The 22,860-nt window shown below is 56.2% G+C and carries 28 protein-coding genes; all 28 read left to right on the top strand.

Going from position 1 to position 22,860, the window contains the following annotated elements:
* Window positions 1–18 precede the first annotated feature (18 nt).
* The 28 genes from rplA to rplO all read left to right on the top strand — a co-directional run bounded on the left by rplA (window position 19) and on the right by rplO (window position 22,856).
* Complete coding sequence (rplA, locus tag WCO56_01840) at window positions 19–723, top strand: 50S ribosomal protein L1 (protein MEI7728279.1); 705 nt, start codon at window positions 19–21, stop codon at window positions 721–723.
* Window positions 724–744: 21 nt separating this feature from the next.
* Complete coding sequence (rplJ, locus tag WCO56_01835; protein MEI7728278.1) at window positions 745–1,278, top strand: 50S ribosomal protein L10; 534 nt, start codon at window positions 745–747, stop codon at window positions 1,276–1,278.
* Between the two features lie 151 nt (window positions 1,279–1,429).
* Window positions 1,430–1,816, top strand: a complete 387-nt coding sequence (gene rplL / locus WCO56_01830; protein ID MEI7728277.1) for a 50S ribosomal protein L7/L12 — start codon at window positions 1,430–1,432, stop codon at window positions 1,814–1,816.
* 245 nt (window positions 1,817–2,061) lie between these two features.
* Window positions 2,062–5,958, top strand: coding sequence for a DNA-directed RNA polymerase subunit beta (gene rpoB, locus WCO56_01825; protein MEI7728276.1), 3,897 nt, complete (start codon window positions 2,062–2,064; stop codon window positions 5,956–5,958).
* A gap of 43 nt (window positions 5,959–6,001) precedes the next feature.
* Entirely contained in the window at window positions 6,002–10,177 is a 4,176-nt protein-coding gene (gene rpoC, locus WCO56_01820; GenBank protein ID MEI7728275.1) for a DNA-directed RNA polymerase subunit beta', read from the top strand.
* A 129-nt stretch (window positions 10,178–10,306) separates the two neighbouring features.
* A complete protein-coding gene (gene rpsL, locus WCO56_01815) occupies window positions 10,307–10,720 on the top strand; it encodes a 30S ribosomal protein S12 (GenBank protein MEI7728274.1) in 414 nt (137 codons plus the stop codon).
* A gap of 51 nt (window positions 10,721–10,771) precedes the next feature.
* Window positions 10,772–11,245 carry a 30S ribosomal protein S7 gene (gene rpsG / locus WCO56_01810; GenBank protein ID MEI7728273.1) on the top strand — a complete coding sequence of 158 codons (474 nt, stop codon included), beginning with the start codon at window positions 10,772–10,774 and terminating at the stop codon, window positions 11,243–11,245.
* An 82-nt stretch (window positions 11,246–11,327) separates the two neighbouring features.
* The gene (fusA, locus tag WCO56_01805; GenBank protein MEI7728272.1) at window positions 11,328–13,499 is read left to right on the top strand and encodes an elongation factor G; all 2,172 of its coding nucleotides are present in this window, start codon (window positions 11,328–11,330) and stop codon (window positions 13,497–13,499) included.
* A gap of 26 nt (window positions 13,500–13,525) precedes the next feature.
* Window positions 13,526–13,834 carry a 30S ribosomal protein S10 gene (gene rpsJ / locus WCO56_01800; GenBank protein ID MEI7728271.1) on the top strand — a complete coding sequence of 103 codons (309 nt, stop codon included), beginning with the start codon at window positions 13,526–13,528 and terminating at the stop codon, window positions 13,832–13,834.
* Window positions 13,835–13,842: 8 nt separating this feature from the next.
* Complete coding sequence (gene rplC, locus WCO56_01795; GenBank protein MEI7728270.1) at window positions 13,843–14,565, top strand: 50S ribosomal protein L3; 723 nt, start codon at window positions 13,843–13,845, stop codon at window positions 14,563–14,565.
* 6 nt (window positions 14,566–14,571) lie between these two features.
* Window positions 14,572–15,195 (top strand): 50S ribosomal protein L4, encoded by a 624-nt coding sequence (gene rplD, locus WCO56_01790; GenBank protein MEI7728269.1) that lies wholly within the window; start codon window positions 14,572–14,574, stop codon window positions 15,193–15,195.
* 8 nt (window positions 15,196–15,203) lie between these two features.
* Window positions 15,204–15,482: a 50S ribosomal protein L23 gene (gene rplW / locus WCO56_01785; protein ID MEI7728268.1), complete on the top strand. Its 279-nt coding sequence runs from the start codon at window positions 15,204–15,206 to the stop codon at window positions 15,480–15,482.
* Between the two features lie 12 nt (window positions 15,483–15,494).
* Window positions 15,495–16,349: a 50S ribosomal protein L2 gene (gene rplB, locus WCO56_01780; protein ID MEI7728267.1), complete on the top strand. Its 855-nt coding sequence runs from the start codon at window positions 15,495–15,497 to the stop codon at window positions 16,347–16,349.
* 19 nt (window positions 16,350–16,368) lie between these two features.
* The gene (gene rpsS, locus WCO56_01775) at window positions 16,369–16,650 is read left to right on the top strand and encodes a 30S ribosomal protein S19 (GenBank protein ID MEI7728266.1); all 282 of its coding nucleotides are present in this window, start codon (window positions 16,369–16,371) and stop codon (window positions 16,648–16,650) included.
* A 4-nt stretch (window positions 16,651–16,654) separates the two neighbouring features.
* Complete coding sequence (gene rplV / locus WCO56_01770; protein MEI7728265.1) at window positions 16,655–16,987, top strand: 50S ribosomal protein L22; 333 nt, start codon at window positions 16,655–16,657, stop codon at window positions 16,985–16,987.
* A gap of 4 nt (window positions 16,988–16,991) precedes the next feature.
* Window positions 16,992–17,666 (top strand): 30S ribosomal protein S3, encoded by a 675-nt coding sequence (rpsC, locus tag WCO56_01765; protein ID MEI7728264.1) that lies wholly within the window; start codon window positions 16,992–16,994, stop codon window positions 17,664–17,666.
* Window positions 17,667–17,689: 23 nt separating this feature from the next.
* Window positions 17,690–18,109 (top strand): 50S ribosomal protein L16, encoded by a 420-nt coding sequence (rplP, locus tag WCO56_01760; GenBank protein MEI7728263.1) that lies wholly within the window; start codon window positions 17,690–17,692, stop codon window positions 18,107–18,109.
* 13 nt (window positions 18,110–18,122) lie between these two features.
* Window positions 18,123–18,323 carry a 50S ribosomal protein L29 gene (rpmC, locus tag WCO56_01755; protein MEI7728262.1) on the top strand — a complete coding sequence of 67 codons (201 nt, stop codon included), beginning with the start codon at window positions 18,123–18,125 and terminating at the stop codon, window positions 18,321–18,323.
* A gap of 9 nt (window positions 18,324–18,332) precedes the next feature.
* A complete protein-coding gene (gene rpsQ / locus WCO56_01750) occupies window positions 18,333–18,629 on the top strand; it encodes a 30S ribosomal protein S17 (protein MEI7728261.1) in 297 nt (98 codons plus the stop codon).
* 12 nt (window positions 18,630–18,641) lie between these two features.
* Complete coding sequence (gene rplN, locus WCO56_01745) at window positions 18,642–19,007, top strand: 50S ribosomal protein L14 (GenBank protein MEI7728260.1); 366 nt, start codon at window positions 18,642–18,644, stop codon at window positions 19,005–19,007.
* 1 nt (window position 19,008) lies between these two features.
* On the top strand, window positions 19,009–19,293 hold the full coding sequence (gene rplX, locus WCO56_01740; protein ID MEI7728259.1) for a 50S ribosomal protein L24: 285 nt from the start codon (window positions 19,009–19,011) through the stop codon (window positions 19,291–19,293).
* A 49-nt stretch (window positions 19,294–19,342) separates the two neighbouring features.
* Window positions 19,343–19,888, top strand: a complete 546-nt coding sequence (gene rplE, locus WCO56_01735) for a 50S ribosomal protein L5 (protein ID MEI7728258.1) — start codon at window positions 19,343–19,345, stop codon at window positions 19,886–19,888.
* A 5-nt stretch (window positions 19,889–19,893) separates the two neighbouring features.
* A complete protein-coding gene (rpsN, locus tag WCO56_01730; GenBank protein MEI7728257.1) occupies window positions 19,894–20,163 on the top strand; it encodes a 30S ribosomal protein S14 in 270 nt (89 codons plus the stop codon).
* A 19-nt stretch (window positions 20,164–20,182) separates the two neighbouring features.
* Window positions 20,183–20,569 carry a 30S ribosomal protein S8 gene (rpsH, locus tag WCO56_01725; GenBank protein MEI7728256.1) on the top strand — a complete coding sequence of 129 codons (387 nt, stop codon included), beginning with the start codon at window positions 20,183–20,185 and terminating at the stop codon, window positions 20,567–20,569.
* An 18-nt stretch (window positions 20,570–20,587) separates the two neighbouring features.
* Window positions 20,588–21,124, top strand: a complete 537-nt coding sequence (rplF, locus tag WCO56_01720; GenBank protein ID MEI7728255.1) for a 50S ribosomal protein L6 — start codon at window positions 20,588–20,590, stop codon at window positions 21,122–21,124.
* Window positions 21,125–21,181: 57 nt separating this feature from the next.
* Window positions 21,182–21,601 carry a 50S ribosomal protein L18 gene (locus WCO56_01715; protein ID MEI7728254.1) on the top strand — a complete coding sequence of 140 codons (420 nt, stop codon included), beginning with the start codon at window positions 21,182–21,184 and terminating at the stop codon, window positions 21,599–21,601.
* A 108-nt stretch (window positions 21,602–21,709) separates the two neighbouring features.
* Window positions 21,710–22,369, top strand: a complete 660-nt coding sequence (gene rpsE / locus WCO56_01710) for a 30S ribosomal protein S5 (GenBank protein ID MEI7728253.1) — start codon at window positions 21,710–21,712, stop codon at window positions 22,367–22,369.
* Window position 22,370: 1 nt separating this feature from the next.
* Window positions 22,371–22,856: a 50S ribosomal protein L15 gene (gene rplO, locus WCO56_01705; GenBank protein ID MEI7728252.1), complete on the top strand. Its 486-nt coding sequence runs from the start codon at window positions 22,371–22,373 to the stop codon at window positions 22,854–22,856.
* The last annotated feature ends 4 nt before the right edge of the window (window positions 22,857–22,860 follow it).

The raw sequence follows: 22,860 nt of genomic DNA, 5'->3' as shown, positions 1-22,860 counted from the left end.
TGAACCGCACCAATACACATGGCGCAACAATCCAGTAAACGATACAAAAAGGCGCTTGGGCTGGTGGACTCTACGAAGTCCTATCCGCTCAAGGGCGCAGTGGAAATCATGGCCAAGTTTCCCCGGGCCAAATTCAACGAAACCGTGGACGTGGCGTTCCGGTTGGGCGTGGACCCCAAACAGTCGGACCAGATGGTCCGCGGCACCGTTTCCCTTCCGCATGGCAGCGGCAAAGTGGTCCGCGTGCTCGTGTTCGCCAAAAGCGGCGGGTCTGCGGAAGCCGCCAAGGCGGCGGGCGCCGAATATGTCGGCTATGACGATTTGATCAAAAAATGCCAGGAAGGCTGGGCGGATTTCGATGTCGCCATTGCCACCCCCGAGGCTATGATCGAGGTGCGCAAACTCGGTAAAATCCTCGGGCCGCGCGGGCTGATGCCCAATCCCAAAACAGGTACCGTGACCGAAGACACCGCGAAGGCGGTGAAGGAAGTCAAGGCCGGACGTGTGGAGTTCAAAACGGACAAGGCTGGCAATGTGCATGTGTCCGCTGGCAAGGCCTCGTTTACCCCGGTACAAATTGAGGAAAACGTGCGCTCGATTATTGATACGGTCACCAAGGCCCGCCCTTCGAGCGTCAAGGGCACTTATGTGCATAGTTGCACCATCTCCACGACCATGAGTCCGGCGGTGCGCGTGGACATGCGCGAGTTTGTCACCCATTAACCCTGAATTTCACGACTAGCCATGCGTCAAGAAAAACTCATTATCACGCAGGAATATCTTGCCCGACTCAACCAGTCGCCATTCTTCATTGTGGTGGAATACACCGGATTGAAGGTTGGCCAGCTCACGGAGATGCGCAAGCGTCTTCGCAAAGTCGGCGCGCAGATACACATTGTCAAAAACTCCATATTCCGCCTCGCGGCCAAGGAAGCCGGCGTGGGGGACCTGACCGGCTCGATGGCTGGCCAATTGGCCGTATTAACCGGCCAGAAGGACATTTCCGCCGCCGCCAAGGTGGTGAAGACGTTCGCCGCGGAGTTTGAGAAACCGAAAATCAAGTTTGGTTACCTCGGCAACCAACGATTGGAAACCGACGCTATTTTGGCGCTGGCCGATCTGCCTTCCATCGAGGTGTTGCGCGGCAAATTACTAGGCTTGCTCCAGGCGCCGGCCACCAAACTGGCGGTGTTGCTCAGCACGCCGGCCAGCCAACTGGCCCGGGTGCTCAAGGCCAAGGCCGACAAAGGCGAAAAGGCTGCCGCGCCTGCCGCTTGACCAAAACCCAATTTCGCTGCCCGTGGCAAAGTGCGCGGCGGCGGATAACTAACAAATCATAACCAACAGTAAATCGTCGGTTTGCGGGCAGTAAACTTAAATCCGGCACGGCCGCGCCGGGCGACGAGACGACCAAGAAAGACAAAATAACATGGCACTGGATAAAGCAAAAATCGTAGAGGAATTGAGTAACGCGACCGTATTGGAAATCGCCGATCTCGTGAAAGAACTGGAAACCAAGTGGGGTGTGACTGCCGCCGCGCCGGTGGCTGTTGCCGCCGCTGCTCCTGCAGGTGCGGCTGCCGCTGCCGCCGTGGTCAAGGACACCTTTGACGTGATTCTGGTATCCGCGCCTGCGGACAAGAAGATCTCCGTCATCAAGGCGGTGCGGGAACTCAAGGCCGGCCTGGGTCTGGCCGATGCCAAAGCCCTCGTGGAAGGCGCGCCCAAGCCCATTCTGGAAGGCGCCAACAAGGCCGACACCGAAGCCGCCAAGAAAAAGCTCGAAGAAGCTGGTGGCAAGGTCGAAGTCAAGTAATTGTGGGATTCACACGGGCGGCGGGGTGGTTCCCGCCGCCTGTTTGTGGCCCAGCGCCGCCGACCGTTGCGCGCGTTGGAAACTGTGATATTGTAACAAAAACCTGTATTCGGGAAGCAAACGGCCAACAAATATAGTTGCTGGCGAGTTCTCCAAGGAACTTGGAGCCCTCGCTTTCTGTCGTTTAACAGCAAACATTGCTGCGCGGTCCATTATTGGACGGCGGCACAACCGCAAATATAACAATGCCATCGAGAGCCAGTGAACGTATTAATTTCGGCAAGATCAAGGAAGTGATCGCCCCGCCGAACCTGATTGAGTTGCAAACCAACTCTTATCGCGAATTTTTGCAATCGGACATTCCGCCTTCCCGGCGGCGCAAAGATATCGGGCTCGAGGCGGTGTTCCGCGAAGTTTTCCCGGTGGAAAGCTATGATGGCAAGTGCGTGCTCGATTATGACAGCTATGAGATTTGTGAGCCTAAGTGTACTTGGCTGGAATCCCTGCGCGAGGGCATCACGTATGGCGCGCCCTTGTATGTCACTTTCAAATTGAAAGAGGAAAAGGCTGCCAAAGAAGAAAAGGTTTTCATGGGTGAATTGCCGCTCATGACCCCTCAGGGCACCTTCGTCATCAACGGCGCGGAACGCGTGATTGTCTCCCAGTTGCACCGTTCGCCCGGGCTGGCATTTGAGGCTACCCAGCATTCCAACGGTAAAATGCTCCATTCCTTCCGTATCATCCCCGATCGCGGTTCCTGGTATGAAGCCCAGTTTGACACCAGCGACATGCTGTATGTCTATCTGGACCGTAAAAAACGACGTCGCAAATTCCTTACCACGACCTTCTTCCGCGCGTTGGCATTTCTGGATGAAAGCGAAAAGGGCGGCAAGGTTTCCGGCGGTGAAACGCATCGCGGCACGGATGCCGATATTCTCAAACTTTTCTACACCATTGAAGAGTTGACGGTGAAAGAGGCGGAAAAACTGGAAACCATCCAGAATAAAGTGTTGATCGAGGACGCGGTGGACCCCGAAAAAAACATCGTGGTAGCACGTTCTTTCGAGCCGCTCTCCAAGGCGGTCGTTCGCCAGATCGCCGAACTGGGGGTCACTCGCATCCGCGTGGTGGATACCTCGGTGGATGACGGGATCGTCATTAAGTGCATGAAGAAGGATCCCACCAAAAACGAGGACGAGGCCCTCAAGGATATTTATCGCCGATTGCGCCCGGGCGATCCGCCCACCGCCGCCAATGCACGCGCGCTCATCAAGCGATTGTTCTTCGACGCCAAGCGTTATGATCTTGGGCGCGTGGGTCGCTACAAAATTAATCAGAAACTCGGTATCAAAGCCGACTCGCGTATTTTGACGAAGGACGACTTGGTGTCGGCCACCAAGTACCTGCTCAAGTTGAAACGCGGGGAAGGGTCAGTGGACGATATTGACCATTTGGGCAGCCGCCGTGTCCGTACCGTCGGTGAACTGTTGGCGAACCAATGCCGCGTGGGCTTGGCCCGCACCGAACGCCTGGTCAAGGAACGCATGACGTTGTTCGACCAGAGCCTCGAATCCATGACGCCCCAAAAGCTGATCAATCCGAAGGCGCTTTCGGCGGTCATTCGGGATTTCTTTGGCCGCAGCCAGCTTTCCCAGTTCATGGATCAAATCAACCCACTGGCTGAGTTGACCCATAAACGCCGTCTGTCCGCCCTTGGGCCGGGTGGTCTCTCCCGTGATCGCGCCGGTTTTGAAGTGCGTGACGTGCATCCCTCGCACTATGGCCGTATCTGTCCCATTGAGACCCCGGAAGGCCCAAACATCGGTTTGATCGCCTCCCTCGCCACGTTTGCTCGGGTGAATGATTTCGGGTTCTTGGAAACGCCCTACCGCAAGGTGGAACACGGACGGGTGACCGCTCATATTGATTACCTCACGGCCGATCGTGAAGAGAATTTCATCATCGCCCAAGCCAATACGCCGATTGACGACAAAGGTCATTTCCTCCATGCCGGTGTCACCTGCCGCTGCAAGAGCGATTTCGTGGACGTGGAACCAGCGCGGGTGGATTACATGGATGTCTCGCCCAAGCAGTTGGTGTCGGTGGCGGCCAGCTTGATCCCATTCCTGGAACACGACGATGCGAACCGCGCATTAATGGGTTCCAACATGCAACGCCAAGCGGTGCCGCTGCTGGTCACCGAGGCCCCGTTGGTCGCCACCGGGCTCGAAGATCGGGTGGCGCGCGATTCGCGCGCGGTGCTGGTCGCCGAAGAAGCTGGCAAGGTCGCATCGGTCACCGGCAATCAGGTCATCGTCACCCGTGACGGCAAGGTCCCGGACGGCAAGAAAAAACTCAAGACCGATCCCTCCACCGGTTTGTATGTGTATCATATCCGCAAATTCATGCGGTCGAACGCGGCCACGTGTATTAACCAGAAAATCCTGGTCTCCAAAGGCGATACCATCAAGAAGGGGGACGTGATTGCGGACGGTCCCTGCACCTCTTCCGGAGAACTGGCTTTGGGGCGCAACGCGCTGGTGGCCTTCATGCCGTGGAACGGTTATAATTTCGAGGACGCCATCCTCATCAGCGAACGCATCGTGAAAGACGACGTGTTTACTTCGATTCATATTGATGAATTTGAGGTCAGTGCGCGCGACACCAAGCTCGGGCCCGAGGAAATCACTCGCGACATCCCGAACCTGGGCGAAGAGGCGCTCAAGAACCTGGGTGCCGACGGCGTCATCCGTATCGGTGCCGAAGTCAAGCCGGGCGACATCCTGGTGGGCAAGATCACTCCGAAGAGCGAAACCGAACTGGCACCCGAGGAGCGGCTGCTGCGCGCGATTTTCGGCGAGAAGGCCGCGGATGTGAAGGATACCTCGTTGAAGGTGCCCTCCGGCACGTATGGCATCGTGATGGACATCAAGGTGTCCTCCAAGAAAGAGGGCGAGAAGGAGAAGGAAAAGGCCATGCCGGCGGATTCCCGGAAAGCCGCCCGCCAAGTGCAGTCCGAACACCAGCAAAAGCTGGACGAGCTGCGCGAGCAGTTGACCGAGGCCCTGAGCAACATCCTGCTGGGTGAAAAAATCCCGCTCGACGTCGTGAACAGCGAGACCGGGGAAATCATCATCCCGGCCAACCGCAAGATCACCAAGACCCTGCTGCGCAAGCTGGCGCAGGTCTATGATCGCATCGAGATTGATCCGTCGCCCATCCGCAACAAGATCAACGAGATCATTGGCACCTTCAAAAAGAAGTTTGACGACCTGCAGATGCAGCACGACCAGGAGCTGGAGCGCGTCGAGGCTGGCGATGAAATTGATGCCGGGATTATTAAGTCAGTGAAAGTTTATATCGCCTCCAAGCGCAAGCTGTCGGTGGGTGATAAAATGGCCGGACGCCACGGCAACAAGGGCGTGGTGGCCAAGATCGTCGCCGAGGAAGACATGCCGTTTCTGGCGGATGGCACCCCGGTGGACATCGTGCTGAACCCGTTGGGCGTGCCGTCGCGCATGAATGTGGGCCAGGTGCTGGAAACCCATTTGGGTTTCGCCGCCCGTTTTCTCGGACTTAAGTTTGCGACCCCGGTGTTTGACGGCATCAAGGAAAAAGATGTGTGGGGCTACGTCAAACAGGCGGCGGAAACCCCGGTGGGCCGGGATCAGGGCCTGCGCCTTAACGGCAAGTCCCTCGTGTTCGATGGCCGCACGGGCGCGCCCTTTGATCAGGAAATCGTGGTTGGCTGCATTTACATGATGAAGCTGGGCCATTTGGTGGCAGACAAGATTCACGCCCGCGCGGTGGGTCCGTATTCCCTCGTCACCCAGCAACCGCTGGGCGGCAAGGCCCAATACGGCGGCCAGCGCTTCGGCGAAATGGAAGTGTGGGCCATGGAAGCCTACGGCGCCGCGTACACGCTGCAGGAATTGCTCACCGTCAAATCCGACGATGTGCAGGGCCGCACGCGCATCTACGAGAGTATCGTCAAGGGTGATAACACGCTCGAGGCGGGCATTCCCGAATCGTTCAACGTGCTGGTCAAGGAAATGCAATCGCTGGGCATGGATGTCAAGGTCGGCTATACCAACCCGATTGAGCATGCCGCGTCCGTAACCGCTGCTTTGACCAACGTCTAACCTGTTTCCCAACCTTATCGCAATCAACGACCGATCACACATTATGAGCACGAAGGAAGCCACGCGCGAACTGCTGGGGCTGGACAAGGTGAACCAAGTGGATCATGTTGCCATCTCCCTCGCCTCCCCGGACGCCATCCGTTCCTGGTCCAAAGGCGAAGTCAAGAATCCTGAGACCATCAATTACCGCACGTTCAAGCCCGAAAAAGGCGGCTTGTTCTGCGAGCGGATTTTCGGTCCCGTCAAGGACTGGGAATGCTCCTGCGGCAAATACAAGCGCATCAAGCACCGCGGGGTTGTGTGCGACCGTTGCGGCGTCGAGGTCACCTTGGCGCGCGTTCGCCGCGAGCGCATGGGCCATATCGAACTGGCGGTGCCCGTGTCCCACATCTGGTTCTTTAAGTGCATGCCCTCCCGCATCGGGCTGGTGCTCGACGTGACGGCCCGCAACTTGGAGCGAATCATTTACTACGAGGATTACCTAGTCATTGACCCAGGCAACACGCCGCTCAAGGTGCATCAGTTGCTGAGTGAGCATGAATACCGAGAGGCGCGCGAAACCTACGGCGTGGACGCCTTCACCGCCAAGATGGGCGCGGAAGCGATCCATTGTGCGCTCGCGAATGTCAACCTGCCCAAGCAGATTGAGCTTTTGCAGCAAGGGATGCTGGAGACCAAGAGCAAGCAAATTAAGAAGAAAATTGCCAAACGAATCAAGCTGGTACAGGCATTCATCGAGCACAAAGTGCGCCCGGAATGGATGATTCTCACGGTGCTTCCCGTCATTCCTCCGGACCTCCGTCCGTTGGTGCCGCTCGAAGGCGGTCGCTTCGCCACCTCGGACCTGAACGATCTCTATCGCCGCGTCATCAACCGCAACAACCGGCTCAAGACGCTGCTCAGCCTCAAGACTCCCGAGGTTATTATCCGCAACGAGAAGCGCATGTTGCAAGAGGCGGTGGACGCGCTCTTCGACAACGGCCGCCATGGCCGCGCCGTTACCGGCGCCGGCAATCGCGCCCTGAAGTCCCTCAGTGACATGCTCAAGGGCAAAAGCGGACGTTTCCGCCAAAACCTGCTGGGCAAACGCGTGGATTATTCCGGCCGTTCCGTAATCGTCATCGGTCCCGAACTCAAGCTTAACCAGTGCGGTCTGCCCAAGAAGATGGCGCTCGTGCTGTTTGAGCCGTTCATCATCCGCCGGCTCAAGGAGCTGGGCTACGTGCATACCGTGCGTTCTGCCAAGAAGATGATCGAACGCCAGGCCCCCGAGGTGTGGGACATTCTGGAGGAAGTCACCAAGGGGCATCCCGTGCTCCTGAACCGCGCGCCAACGCTGCATCGCCTCTCCATCCAGGCCTTTGAGCCGATGCTGATTGAAGGCGAGGCCATCCGGATTCACCCGCTGGTCTGCACCGCGTACAACGCGGACTTTGACGGCGACCAGATGGCGGTGCATGTGCCGTTGTCAGTTGAGGCTCAGATGGAAGCCCGTCTGTTGATGATGGCGCCGAACAATATTTTCAGCCCGTCCAGCGGCAAGCCCATCATGACTCCCACGCAGGACATCACGTTGGGCTGTTACTACCTGACGGCCGAACCGCGCCAAAAACGCAAGGAGGGCGAGCGCTTGATGCTGTTTGGTTCCAAGAGCGAGGCGCTCTTCGCCTGTGCGGAAGGCGACCTGCGCACCCACAGCCGTGTTTTGCTGGCCAATCCGGACCTCGGCAAGGGCGAGCGACTGTTTGGCGATCCCAATAAGAAGGTCATCGAGACCACCGTGGGCCGCGTCATCTTCAGTGAAATCTGGCCTGAGGAAATGGGCTTTTACAACCGTGCCTGCAATAAATCCCAGCTCGGTGATCTCATTTGGAAGTGCTATAAATTCTGCGGCCATGAAAAAACCGTGATCATGCTGGACCGGCTCAAGGAACTTGGCTTCCGCGAGGCCACCCGGGCAGGCGTTTCCATCGGGATTGACGATATGATCATTCCCAAGGAAAAGGATCAGGAAATCGTGGCTGCGCAGAAACAGATTGCGGAAGTGGAAAAGCAATATCGCAAGGGGATCATCACTCCCGGTGAGCGCTACAACAAGATCATTGATATTTGGACCCATTGCACGGATCAGATCTCCAGCGTCATGATCAAGACCTTGGAACGCAATCAAGACAAGGCGGAGTACAATCCGATCTTCCTGATGGTGGATTCCGGCGCCCGGGGCAATAAACAACAGGTGCGCCAGTTGGCCGGTCTGCGCGGCTTGATGGCCAAACCCAGCGGCGACATCATTGAAAAACCGATTTTGTCGAACTTCCGCGAAGGTCTGACCGTGCTGGAATATTTCATCTCCACGCACGGCGCCCGCAAAGGTCTGGCCGATACCGCCCTGAAGACGGCGGACTCCGGTTACATGACCCGCAAGTTGGTGGACGTTTCCCAGGACGTGATCATCCAGGAGGAGGATTGCGGCACGAGCAACGGCATCTGGGTCCAGTCCATTTACGAAGGGGAGGACGAAGTGGTGAAACTGCCGGAACGGTTGGTTGGCCGCTTTGCGTGCGATGACGTTCCTGATCCCACGAATCCGCGCAGTCTGCTCGTCAAGGCCAGCGAGGAAATTGACGAAGTCAAGGCCAAACTGATTGATAACGCCGGCATTGAACGCATCAAGATCCGTTCGGTGCTGACCTGCGAAAGCAAACAGGGTGTGTGCATCCGCTGCTATGGCCGCAATCTGGCCACTGGCGGGCATGTGAAGGCTGGTGAAGCGGTCGGTATTATTGCCGCCCAGTCCATCGGCGAACCCGGCACCCAGTTGACGATGCGCACCTTCCACATCGGCGGTACGGCGTCCCAGGTGTTTAAACAGCCGCAAATCAAATCCAAGCACGACGGGGTGGCTCGCTTCAACGAACTGCGCATCGTCGAATTGGAAGACGGCAACTGCATTGTGCTGAACAAAAACGGCTCCCTCTCCGTGTTGGCTGAGGATGGCCGGGAATTGGAAGCGCATAATCTGGTCATTGGCTCGGTGATTTCCGTGAAGGACGGAGGGCGGGTGCGCAAGGGCGAGCCGTTTGTCCAATGGGATCCGTACAATGTCCCGATTCTCTCCGAGAAATCCGGCAAGGTGAAGTTCCACGATATCATCGAGGGAGTCACCATGAAACAGGAAATGGATGAAACCACGGGCCAGGAGGCCATGGTGATCATTGATCACAAGGAGGATTTGCACCCGCAAATCGTGGTCAGTGACGAGGCGGGCGAGCCCATCGCGTTTTATCCGATTCCGTCTGGGGCGCATATCGTGGTGTCCGAGGATGATAAGATCAAGGCCGGCACACTGCTGGCCAAGACGCCGCGCAAAACCGCGAAGACCAAGGACATCACCGGCGGTCTGCCCCGCGTGGCCGAGTTGTTTGAGGCGCGCCGGCCAAAGGACGCGGCGGAGATTTCCAAGATTGACGGGCTGGTGGATTTTGGGGCAAGCGTGCGCGGCAAGCGCTGCATTGTCATCAAGGATCCGCAGACGGGCCAGGAGGAAGAGCACCTCATCCCGATCGGCCGGCACGTCATCGTGTTCAAGGGCGATTATGTCAAGCGGGGCCAGCAGTTGACGGAAGGTCCCATTGACCCGCACGAAATTCTTGACATTTGCGGCGCGCAGGAGTTGCAGGAACATTTGGTGAATGAAGTGCAAGAAGTTTATAGGTTGCAAGGTGTAACTATTAATGACAAGCACATTGAAATCATTGTGCGCCAGATGCTCCGCAAGATCCGCATCACCGAGCCCGGCGACACCCGGTTTCTCTGGGGCGAGCAGATTGAGAAGCTCGCGTTCGAGGTGGAAAACCAGCGCGTCGAGAAAATGGGCGGCAAGCCCGCCGAGTGCCAGCCCGTGCTGCTGGGCATCACCAAGGCGTCGCTGGAGACGGACAGCTTCCTGAGCGCGGCGTCCTTCCAGGACACCACGCGGGTGCTCACCGAGGCGGCGGTCACGTCCCGCAAAGACATCTTGCGGGGTTTCAAGGAAAATGTGATCATGGGTCACATCATCCCGGCCGGCACCGGCTACGATATGCACCGGAATATCAAGCTAAAACCGTTGGTGGAACTGGAACCGGAGCCGGAGCCCGCGCCCGTCGAGAACGCCGCAGTTTCGGCCTTGGCGCAGGCGCTGGGAACCCCGGATCCGGTGGTTCCGGGCGGGGCCTGAAACGGCCGTGAAAAACCGAGTGCAAAAAAAACTCAAAATATTTGTTGCAACTTAACGCACACTTGATAATAATCCGCGCTCCTTTCCCCTAGTGGGGAGAGGGGTGTATCACCGAAAAAGAAATTTGCAATGCCGACGATTAACCAACTTGTCCGTAAAGGACGCGCGAAACTGAAGAGCAAGTCCAAGGCTCCGGCCCTGGCTGGTTCGCCCTTCCGCCGTGGCGTGTGCATCCAGGTCATGACCCGGACGCCAAAAAAGCCAAACTCCGCCATGCGGAAGGTCGCCAAGGTGCGCCTGACCAACGGGTATGAGGTCATCGCCTATATCCCGGACGAAGGTCACAACCTGCAGGAGCACTCAATTGTGCTCGTGCGCGGGGGACGCGTGAAAGACTTGCCCGGTGTGCGTTATCATATTGTGCGCGGCACCTTGGACGCTGCAGGCGTGGAAAAGCGCCGGGTCAGCCGTTCCAAGTACGGAGTCAAGCGGCCCAAGGATGCCAAGGTCGCCGCCGCGAAAACGAATACGGCCGCCGCGTGAGTTGGACATTGAAACCTTTAAACGATTTAACCTTTAAATAATAACGACCGCATGTCTCGACGCCGACAAGCCACCAAACGATCTTTGCACGAGGATAGCAAGTTTCACAGTACGCTGATCACGCGCCTGGTGAACACCGTGATGAAAAGCGGCAACAAGAGCACCGCCCAGCGGATTGTTTATGGCGCCTTCGACCAACTGGTCGCCAAGAATCCGCAGGCCAACCCGCTGGAAATTTTGCAGCGCGCGGTGGATAATGCGAAGCCGCGAATTGAGACCAAGGCCCGCCGGGTGGGCGGAGCCACCTATCAGGTGCCCATGGAAGTGACCACCGACCGTCAAGTGTCGCTCGCGGTGCGTTGGTTGGTGGCGGCGGCGGATGCCCGCAAAGGCACGCCGATGAAAGAGGCGCTGGCCGCCGAATTGATGGAAGCTTATCAAGGGCAGGGGAACGTCATTCGTAAACGCGACGAAGTGCATAAGATGGCGCAGGCGAACAAGGCCTTTGCTCACTTCCGCTGGTAGTCAGAGTTGCAACGCCCCGCTGGTCGCAATGTGTCGGGGCGTTTTTATTGTGTTATAACGAAAAATTTAGATTGGAACGTAAATGCAAGTAACGGAAAAAAAATCAGTAAGTTCGTCCAGCCGGCCGTACGCGATGGAGCGCACGCGAAATATCGGTATTGCGGCGCACATTGACGCCGGCAAGACGACAACTACTGAGCGCATCCTGTTCTACACGGGACTCATTCACAAAATGGGTGATGTGGACGACGGCAACACCGTCACCGACTGGATGGAACAGGAACGTGAGCGCGGGATTACCATTACCTCCGCCGCCACCACCTGTTATTGGACCCAGAAGAACGACGGCATCTTCAAGAGTTTTACCGGGATGCCACATCGAATTAACATTATTGACACTCCTGGCCATGTGGATTTCACCGCAGAGGTGGAACGCTCCATGCGCGTGTTGGATGGCGCGGTCGCGGTGTTCTGCGGAGTTGCCGGCGTGCAGCCCCAGTCGGAAACCGTCTGGCGTCAGGCCAGCAAGTACGGGGTTCCCCGTATCGCGTTCATCAATAAGATGGACCGTACTGGCGCGAATTTTGAAAACGCGCTGAATGACATGCGGGTAAAGCTCAAGGCGTATGCCTATCCCGTGTATATTCCAATCGGCAAGGAAGACCATTTTCACGGCCTCATTGATGTGGTGAATCAAAAAGCCATCCAATATGATACCGAGGATGAGCCCGGGCTGAAGTACACCGTCGAAGAAATTCCGGCGGAAGATCAAGAGCGCGCCCAGCTTGCGCTGGCCGAATTAATTGATGCCGTCTCCAACAAAGATGAGCATATCGCGGCGTTGGTGATCGAGAATAAACCCGTGGATGCCGCCACCTTGAAGGACGCTATCCGCCGGTTGACCTGCAAAATTGAACTGATACCCGTGATGCCAGGATCTGCGTTTCGCAAGCGCGGCGTGCAGATGTTGGTGGATGCGGTCGTGGACTACCTGCCTTCGCCGCTTGACATCCCGGCGGCCATCGGCCACGAGCCAGGCACGGATAATAAAGTGGAAGTCCCTTCCGACGATAATATCAAATTCTGTTCCTTGGCCTTCAAGTTGTGGAGCGATCCTTACGTGGGTAAGCTCGTTTTCTTCCGGGTCTATAGTGGAACGTTGAAAAAAGGCGAAATTATCTATAACCCTCGCACTCGCAAACGCGAGCGCGTCAACCGGGTGATGATCATTCAGGCGGATAAGCGGATTGATGTGGATACCGTGTATGCCGGTGATATTGCCGCGTTGGTCGGTTTGAAAAATATTACCACGGGTGATACGCTGGTGAATGAAGACTTTGAAGTAACGCTGTCGCCGCCGACGTTCCCAGAGCCCGTCATTAGCATGGCGGTCGAGCCGAAAACCACGGCGGATCGTGATAAGCTTTCCGAAGGGTTGCAGCGCTTGGCGGAAGAAGATCCCACGTTTAAGGTATTAACCAATCATGAGACCGGCCAATTGATTATTGCTGGCATGGGTGAGTTGCATCTTGAGATTATCCGGGATCGGCTGCATCGTGAATTTAAGGTGGACGCCAACGCCGGCGCGCCGCAGATTGCTTACCGCGAAACCATCACTAAGATGGCGGAAGGTGAAGGTAAATTCATCCGGCAGTCTGGTGGTCGTGGTCAATACGGTCACGCTTGCATTAAAGTGGTGCCCAATGAACGAGGCAAGGGGATCGAAATATTAAATGAGGTCGTGGGTGGTACGATTCCCAAGGAATACATCTCGCCGGTTATTGACGGTCTCAATGAAGCGGTCAAGTCGGGTGTGTACGCCGGCTATCAGGTGATTGACCTCAAGATTTCCATCGTGGACGGTTCCTTCCACGAGGTGGATTCCACTGAATTGGCGTTCAAGATGGCGGGTATTTTTGCCTTGAAAGACGCCTTCAAGAAAGCTGGCGCGATTTTGCTGGAGCCGATTATGAAGGTCGAAGTGACCACCCCGGACGAATATCAAGGTGATATTCTGGGCGATATCAGTCGCCGTCGCGGCCATGTCCACAACATTGAAGCCAAGGGTGGCGCCACGATTGTTACCGCGAAAGTGCCGCTGGCAGAAATGTTCGGCTATGCCACCGCAATGCGGTCCCTTTCCAAGGGGCGCGCTTCGTACTCGATGGAGCCGAGTACATTTGAACAAGTGCCGGCCAGCATTCTGGAAAAAGTGCTGGATTCCAGTAAAAACAAGCCCGCCGCGCGCAGTTAACCATATTTAATTAAATTGTTCTTTATATGCCTGGACAACGCATTCGTATTCGTTTAAAAGCCTTTGACCACCGGGTCATTGACCAATCGTCGCATGAAATTGTGGAGACCGTGAAGCGCACGGGTGCCCGAGTTGCGGGCCCAATTCCGCTGCCGACCCGGATTGAGCGCTTTACCGTGAATCGCTCTCCTAACGCCGATAAAAAGTCCATGGAATCGTTCGAGCAGCGCACGCACAAGCGGCTGCTGGATATTATTGATCCAACCGCCAAGACCGTGGACGAACTGAAGAAATTGAACCTCCCGGCGGGAGTGGATATCACCATTAAAATTTAATTGTTGTTATGTTGGGACTCATTGGAAAAAAACTGGGACACACCCGCGTATATGACGCCAAGGGCGTCGTTACGCCCGTGACTGTCGTGCTTGCCGGCCCCAACCATGTGCTGCAATGCAAGACCGTCGAGAGCGATGGCTACAAAGCAGTGCAGTTGGGTTTTGACGATCAAAAAGAATTCCGGGTCACCAAGCCATTGATGGGGCACATAAAGAGGCACAATGGTGTGGCGGTTAAGTACATCAAAGAATTTCGCGATTACACGGCGAGCGTCAAACCAGGTGATAAAGTGGGCGCCACGTTGTTTGCCGTCGGTGACTTTGTGGATGCCATTGGCGTCACCAAGGGGCGCGGTTTTGAAGGTGTGGTCAAGCGTCATGGTTTTGCCGGCGGTGATAGCACCCATGGTGCCAAGGGCTGGCATCGACGAGGTGGTGCCATTGGTTGCCGTTTGTTTCCCGGTACGGTGCGTCGTGGTATGAAAATGCCCGGCCACATGGGACAGGTACAACGAACGGTGCAGAATCTGGAAGTCGTTCAGGTGCTCGTGGATGACAACATTCTTTTGATTCGGGGCTCGATGCCCGGTGCGGAAGGCGATTACGTCATCATTCGCGAATCGAAAAAAATGCCCAAAGGCACGGTTAAGAAAGGCCCGGCTCAACCATTGAAGAAAAGTAAAGCTGGCGCGAAACCGGCCGCTGCTGCCACCGCCCCCGCAAAGAAGTAAGCTGCCATGAAACTCACAATTAAAGATTTAGCTGGCAAAGATGTCGGCGAGTTTGAAGTAAAGCTGCCGGTAATTGCCAACGGCAAGGGAACCCAAGCGGTACACGATACCGTGGTCGCCTATCAAGCTGCTCAGCGCAGCGGTAACGCCTGTACTAAAACCATGGGTGATGTCGCCGGCACGGGCAAAAAACCATGGCGCCAAAAGGGCACCGGTCGCGCGCGCGCTGGTTCATTTGCCTCGCCGTTGTGGCGCGGGGGTGGCGTGGTGTTCGGCCCGAAACCGCGTGATTTTACAAAAAAAGTGAACGGGTCCACCAAGCAACTGGCTTTGCGCAAGGCGTTGAGTGAGCGATTGAAGTCCAGCGATGTGCTGATTGTCGGCGACCTGAAGTTGACGTCATCCAAAACCAAGGATTTTGTAGCCGTTTTGAAGGCCTTGGGTGTGACAAAATCGGTAGTTCTCGTGATCGAGGCGATGGATCAAAATTTACGTCTGGCTTCACGGAATGTGCCCAATGTGGAGGTCGTCTCCAGCGACGATCTGAACACCTACCAGGCGTTGCGCCCGGATAAGATTGTTTTTACCAAACTCGCGTTCGAGAAGGTCGAGGAGCGCCTTAGCAAGTAATCAAAGCCATGAACACGTTTGAAGTCATTAAAACCGTGCGTGTGACCGAGAAGGGCACCCGGCAGTCTGCGGACAACCAGTACACCGTGGTGGTGGATCCGCGCGCGACGAAACCTCAGATTCGGCAGGCCGTTCAGGAACTTTTCAAGGTCAAAGTGATGAAAGTCATGACCCAACGCGTCCGCGGCAAGATTCGTCGGAAATCCACCCATCAACGCGGCTGGACCAACGAATGGAAAAAAGCCATCGTTAAATTGAAAGATGGCGACCGCATCAACCTGACCTAATGCATCTAAGTTATGGCTGTTAAAAATTACAGACCGTTGACGCCGTCCCGACGCTGGATGACTATATCCTCGTTCGACGAAATTACCAAGTCGCGTCCGGAAAAAAACCTGGTATTCACCCGCAAAAAAACCGGTGGTCGCAACTGCTATGGCCGGGTGACGGCGCGTGGCATTGGCGGCGGGCACAAGCAGAAAATCCGCATTGTGGATTTCAAACGTAAAAAGCATGGGATGGAAGCGGTGGTCGAGGCCATTGAGTATGATCCGCGTCGTTCCGCTCGTTTGGCCCTGCTCAAATACGCGGATGGCGAAAAGACCTATATTCTGGCGCCCAACGGTTTGAAGGTGGGAACCAAAGTGGTGAGCGGGCCCACCGCCGCCCCGGAAGTAGGTAATAGTCTGCCGCTGAAGTCGGTGCCGGTTGGGTTGCCAATCCATAATCTGGAAATGATTCATGGCAAGGGTGCGCAGATGGTGCGGACCGCTGGCAGCCATGCGATGCTTATGTCGCGCGACCAAGGTTACGCCTTGGTGCGGCTGCCTTCAAATGAAATCCGGAAAGTAAGCGAAGATTGCTACGCCACGATTGGCGAAGTGGGCAATTCCGAGCACGAAAACATCAAGCTGGGCAAGGCGGGCCGTTCCCGTCACCGCGGTATTCGCGGGATTAGCCGTGGTGTCGCGCGCAACCCGGTGGACCATCCCAATGGTGGTGGTCAAGGCAAGTCCAAATCAGGCGGTGGCTGGTTGCAACTCCGCTCGCCCTATGGCAAGATGCCCAAAGGTTATCGTACCCGCGTGAAACGCAAGTTCTCCAACCGGATGATTTTGGTCCGCCGGGATGGCAGGCCAATGAAACATAAATAATTAATTTGAGCTGACGATTATGGGACGTTCAATAAAAAAGGGTCCGTTCATTGACGGCCACTTGATGGACAAGATTGTGAAGGCTAAGGACGCCAAGTCCAAAACGCCGATCAAGACTTGGTCGCGCCGATCGGTGATCACGCCGGATTTTGTCGGCCTCACCTTCAATGTGCATAACGGTAAAATTTTCAACCCTGTGTTTGTCACGGAAAACATGGTCGGCCATCGGCTGGGCGAGTTTTCACCAACCCGGACCTTTAAAAAGCACGGCGCTCACACGGCCAAAGCGGAGGCAAAGTAAACGTATGGAAGTTCAGGCAATCACCAAGAACGTACGGATGGCGGCGCAAAAGATGCGCGAGGTCACCCGGCAGATACAAGGTCTGCCCGTGGCGGTCGCACAGGCCAAACTGGCTGCGGTGCAGCGCAAATCAGCCCGCGCGGTGGCGAAGACGCTTAAATCCGCCATCGCCAACGCCGAGAACAATCTCGAGGCCAAGGCGGCGGAGTTATACGTCAAAGAGGCGGTGGCCCAGACGGCCCGCAGCATCCGGCGTTTCACCCCCAAAGCCCGTGGTTCCGCCGGCCCCATCATCAAACGCAGTTGCCACATTAAAATCGTAGTTTCTGACGAGTAACATTATGGGTCAAAAGACAAATCCAATCGGTTTGCGCCTCGCCGTCAACAAAGACTGGCGCTCCAAGTGGTACTCCGAAAAGAAGGAGTTCGGCAAATTACTCGCCGAGGATTATATCATCCGCGAGAAACTAAAGAAACGCTTGGAAGGGGCCTCGGTACCCAAAATTCAGATTGAGCGCGCCGCCAATCGTTGTCGCATCACGATTTTCACCGCCCGTCCGGGCGTGGTCATTGGCCGCAAGGGTGCTGAAATTGACAAGCTCAAGGAAGAGCTTGGCAAAATGACTGGGAAAGAAATTTACGTGGACATCCAAGAGATTAAGAACGCGGAGACGGATGCCCAGTTGGTGGCCGAAAACGTTGCGCTGCAATTGGAACGCCGGGTTTCCTTCCGCCGGGCCATGAAAAAAGCCGTGCAAACCGCGATGGATTTTGGCGCGGAAGGTATTCGCATTCGTTGCGCGGGCCGCTTGGGCGGTGCCGAGTTGGCGCGGGTTGAGCAATATTTGGAAGGCCGGGTGCCGTTGCATACCCTGCGCGCCAATATTGATTACGGGTTCGCCGAGGCCCGCACCGTTTATGGCAAGCTGGGCATTAAATGCTGGGTTTGCAAGGGTGAAAACAAGCCGGAAAGTAAAAACAAAGAAAAGGCTGCGCCCGCCCCAGCCATCAACTAAGAAATTAGCCTGAGGATTTTGATATGTCGATGATTCCAGCCAGAGTCAAGTTTCGCAAGATGCACCGGGGCAGCCGCACCGGGATCGCGTCGCGCGGCCATACGGTTGCGTTTGGCGAGTTTGGGCTGCAAGCCTTGGAGCGTTGCTGGCTTGATACCAAGCAATTGGAGGCAGCACGCGTGGCCATTAGCCGTTATATGAAACGCCGCGGCAAGTTGTGGATCCGCGTGTTTCCGCAGAAGTCATACACTAAAAAGCCGTTGGAAACCCGCATGGGTCACGGCAAGGGACCGCTGGAATCTTGGGTGGCGGTCATCCGGCCAGCGAACATACTGTTTGAATTGGACGGGGTGCCGGAAAAGATTGCGCGTGAAGCGCTTCGCTTGGCGGCCACCAAACTGCCGATTCACACCAAGTTTATCTCCCGTCACCGTCACGCCTAGAAGGTTGATGCCTATGAAGATGTCTGAATTAAAAGATTTGACGCTGGTGGAGCTGCAGGCCAAAGGCCGCGAGCTGCGCCAGGAACTGTTTAACCTGCGCCTGCAGCAAGCCGGCAGCCAGCTCGAAAAACCGTCCAAGTTGCGTACGCTGCGCCGGGACGTTGCGCGGGTCGAGACGCAAATTTCCACACTGACGAAGAAAAAAGCGGCCTGATAAAATATTATGTCTGACGCCAATAACCAGATTGACCGTGGTAACCGCAAAGAGCGTGTTGGCAGTGTCATTGCCTCCAAAATGGCCAAAACCATTGTGGTGCGCGTTGAACGCCGTTTCCCGCATCCGAAGTTTAAAAAAGTGGTCACCAGTTACAAGAAACTTTACGCGCACGACGAAAAGGGTGAAGCCAAGCCAGGCGATGTCGTGCGCATTCAAGAAACCCGACCGCAGTCCAAGTTGAAACGATGGCGACTGGTGGAAGTGGTGGAACGCAATACCGAAGCCGCCGGTTCGGCGGCATAAGGAATCTAGGATATGTTACAAATTCGCTCCATATTGGACGTGGCCGACAATACCGGCGCCAAGCGCGCGGCGGCCATTGGTGTACTGCACCGCAACCAGCGCTATGCCCATGTCGGCGACATCATTAAGGCGCACATCAAAGAAGCGGCTCCCGATGGTACGGTCAAGAAGGGTGAGGTCGTGGATGCCGTGGTTGTGCGCACCCGCCAGGCCATTGCTCGGAACGACGGTTCTTACCTGCGCTTTGACAGCAACGCCATTGTGATCCTCGACAAAGAGGGCAATCCGCGCGGAACCCGTATTTTTGGCCCGGTTGCCCGCGAATTGCGCGATATGAAATTTACTAAAATCATTTCCCTGGCCCCGGAGGTCGTTTGATATGACAGCTCACGTTAAAAAAGCAGATGAAGTGGTGGTGATTGCGGGTGCCGACAAAGGCAAGCGCGGTCGCATCATTGAAGTACAGACGCTGAAACAAACCGTCCTGATCGAAGGGGTGCGCATGGTCAAGCGCCACCTGAAAAAGGGGCGGGCCGGCGCACAGCAGCAAGGCACCATCATGGAACGCGAGGCGCCGGTGCATATGTCCAATGTGATGCGCGCCGATCGCTATGACGCGCGTGCTGCCAAACGCGGCGCCGTCCAACCGGCGGCGAAGGCCTGAGGGCCAAACAACCGAAGCAACGCGACCACCATAACTGCTTGAACGCGCAATGAAACCAAGATTACAGGAAAAATACGTTAACGAAGTGATCCCGGCCCTTAAGGCCAAGCGGGGTTACAAAAACATCCACGAAGTGCCGCGGATACAAAAGATCGTCATTAACATGGGGGTCTCCGCCTCGCTGGAAAAGAGCGCGGTGGATGATGCCGCCAAAGACCTGACCATGATCACTGGACGCAAACCGGTGATCACCAAGTCTCGCAAGAGCATCGCCAACTTTAAACTGCGCGAGGGACAGGCCGTGGGTTGTTATGTCACGCTGCGTCGCGAGGTGATGTATGAGTTTCTCGACCGGCTTGTGGCGGCGGCGTTGCCGCGCATTCGCGATTTTCGCGGGATTTCCAGCCGGTCCTTTGACGGCAGTGGAAACTATTCGCTCGGCGTCGCGGAGCAGACGATTTTTCCGGAGATTGAACTCGATAAAATCAAACGCACGCAAGGCATGGACATCACAATTGTCACCAGCGCGCCTACCAACGCGGAAGCGCTGGACTTGTTGAAACTCATGGGCATGCCCTTTGCAGAAGGAAGATAAACGATATGGCCAAGACATCCTGGATTGAACGGAATAACCGCAAAGCGCGGACCGTTAAAAAGTACGCCGCTGTTCGTGCGGAACTCAAGGCTAAAGGCGATTATGCCGGACTGGCAAAATTGCCCAAGGACGCCTGCCCAGTACGGGTGGTGAATCGTTGCGCCGTCTCGGGACGTCGCCACGCGTACATTCGCAAATTCAACGTTTCACGCCTCACGTTCCGGGAGTTGGCGCTGAATGGACTCATCCCCGGCGTCACCAAAGCCAGTTGGTAATGGAACATTTGATACGGTTATGACCGACCCGATTTCTGACATGTTAACCCGCATTCGCAACGCCAGTTTGGCGTTGTTGCCCACCGTGGATATGCCGCATTCCAAACTGAAGGAGAGCCTTGCGCTCATCCTGAAGCGGGAAGGCTATATCGCCGATTGCGAAGTGGAAGGAAAGAGCATCAAAAAGCTGAAGCTGAAGCTGAAGTACCAGGGGCGCAAGGGCGTCATCGAGGGGCTTCGCCGCATCAGTACGCCCGGCCGGCGCTGTTATGTCGGCGCGGATAAAGTACCCCGCGTGCGGGGCGGTTTGGGAGTTTCCGTGCTATCTACGCCGCAAGGCGTCATGACCGGCAACGATGCCCGCAAAAACAAATTGGGCGGCGAAGTATTGTGCTACGTGTGGTAACTTATATACCTTAGAATTATGTCACGCATTGGAAAATTACCGATCGGTATTCCGCCGAAGGTCAAAGTCGAGGTCAGCGGGCGGAAAGTCTCGGTCGAAGGCCCCAAGGGCAAATTGAATTTTAACCTGCCGCCGCACACCACCGTTGCCATTCAAGATGGCAAAGCGCTGGTTAGCCGCCAAGGTGAGAGCGCCGAAGCCAAGGCCATGCATGGGCTGGGACGTGCCCTGCTGAATAACATGGTCAAGGGCGTAGCGGAGGGTTTTATGAAGAAGCTGGAGATTCAAGGGGTTGGCTTCAAGGCTGCGGTGGCGGGCAAGGTCATTACCATGAACTTGGGTTATTCGCACCCCATCAATTATAATATTCCGGACCAAATCAAGGTCACGGTCGAGGAAAACACCAAAATTACTGTGGAAGGCCCTGACAAGCATGTGGTGGGTCAGGTTGCAGCGGAACTGCGATCCTTCTACCCGCCGGAGCCTTACAAGGGCAAGGGTGTGCGTTACGTGGGTGAAAAGGTCGTCCGTAAGGAAGGCAAGACCGTCCAATAACCATTGTCATAATCAGGATTAATTGGTCACGGCCAAGACCGTGGCCGCAAGATATACATGAGAGTCCAAGTCAAACATCGTCTGGCAAAATTGCGCCACTTTCGGGTGCGCAACAAGATCTCTGGAACGGCGGAACGCCCGCGCATGAGCGTGTGTTTCACTGGTCGCAATATTCACGTGCAATTTATTGACGACGTGGCGGGCAAGACGCTCGTCGCGCTGTCCACCACCAGCAAGATAGCGCCTAATCGCGAAAAACTGGCCGCGAATGTTGTCAGTGCCATCGCGATTGGCAAGTTGGCGGGTGAAATGGCCAAGGCCAAGGGAATTGTGGCAGTGGTATTCGATCGCGGATCTTCCAAGTATCGTGGCGCGAAAACTGAAACCGGCAAGGATGGCAAGCCGGTTTTGGTGGGCAAGGATGGCAAGCTGGCGGCACTCGCCCGTGCAGCGCGCGAGGCTGGACTCAAGTTCTAATTTTAACCAGGAGATTTAACCGTGGCAGATAACGAACCATCAAACGTAGGCACCAAGTTGCCCGAAACCTCAGTCGTCAAGGAACCCGTTCGCGAAGGGCGCGGCGGTATGCGTGGCGGCGGTCGCGGAGATCGTGATCGCGGTCCGCGTCGTCGCCGTCCCGGTGATGGGGACGGTTCGGATGGCAAGGGCGATGAGCTAGCCGAAAAAGTTGTATTCATCAACCGATCTGCCAAAGTCGTCAAGGGCGGCCGCCGGTTCAGCTTTAGCGCGCTGGTGGTTGCCGGAGACAGGAAAGGCCGTGTGGGGATTGGCTTGGGCAAGGCTGGCGAGGTGGCTGATGCCATCCGCAAGGGTGGGGAAGTGGCCAAAGCCCGCATGGTGTCGGTATCACTCAAGGATGCCACCATTCCGCATGAAGTGTACGCCGCTTATGGTGGCGCCAAAGTGTTGCTCCGCCCGGCTTCGCCTGGCACAGGCATCATCGCCGGCAAGACGGTGCGCTCGGTTTTGGAGTCGGCTGGAGTGCATGACGTGCTGACGAAATCACTCGGGTCCAAGAATGCCGCCAATGTGGTCAAAGCCACCTTGGCCGCGCTGCAACAACTGCGTTTGCGCGAAGATATTTATCGTAGCCGTGGTCTGGAAATCAAGAAACCGCAGGCGGTGCCCCTCCTGCCGCCAACTGGCGGGCAGCAACCCGTCGCCGCGCCGGCGATATCCACCGTACCGGTTGTACCGGTCGCACCGACAAACATTGTAAAGTAATATGCGTTTACACAATCTCACACCTCGTCCGGGAGCCAAGCATCGCCGTAAGCGTTTGGGTTCAGGTGAATCCAGTGGTCACGGCAAAACCAGCGGTCGCGGCGGCAAAGGCCAGACCGCCCGCTCCGGGAGTTCAATTCGCAGCACCTTTGAAGGCGGTCAGATGCCGCTTATCCGGCGCGTTCCCAAGCGTGGTTTTAATAATGCCCGTCATGCCACAGTTTACTCACCGGTAAATTTGGCCGATTTAAATGCCTTTGACGACGGTTCACGGGTGGATGAAACGGTGTTACGCACTGCCGGTCTGGCGAATGGAAAGAGTGCCGGCATCAAAATTCTTGGTGGGGGCGATCTGACGAAAAAATTAACGGTGGCGGCGCACGCCTTCAGCGCGACCGCCAAGGCCAAAATCGAAGCCAAAGGCGGCGTATGCGAAACGGTGGGCCGCAAGCCACCCGTTGCGGCGACGCCCGAGGCGAAGAAGTGATATT

The sequence above is a fragment of the Verrucomicrobiota bacterium genome (assembly GCA_037139415.1).
Taxonomy (GTDB): Bacteria; Verrucomicrobiota; Verrucomicrobiia; order Limisphaerales; family Fontisphaeraceae; genus JBAXGN01.
The sequence above is the reverse complement of the archived record's forward strand: the minus strand, read 5'-3'. Positions and strand labels throughout refer to the sequence as shown.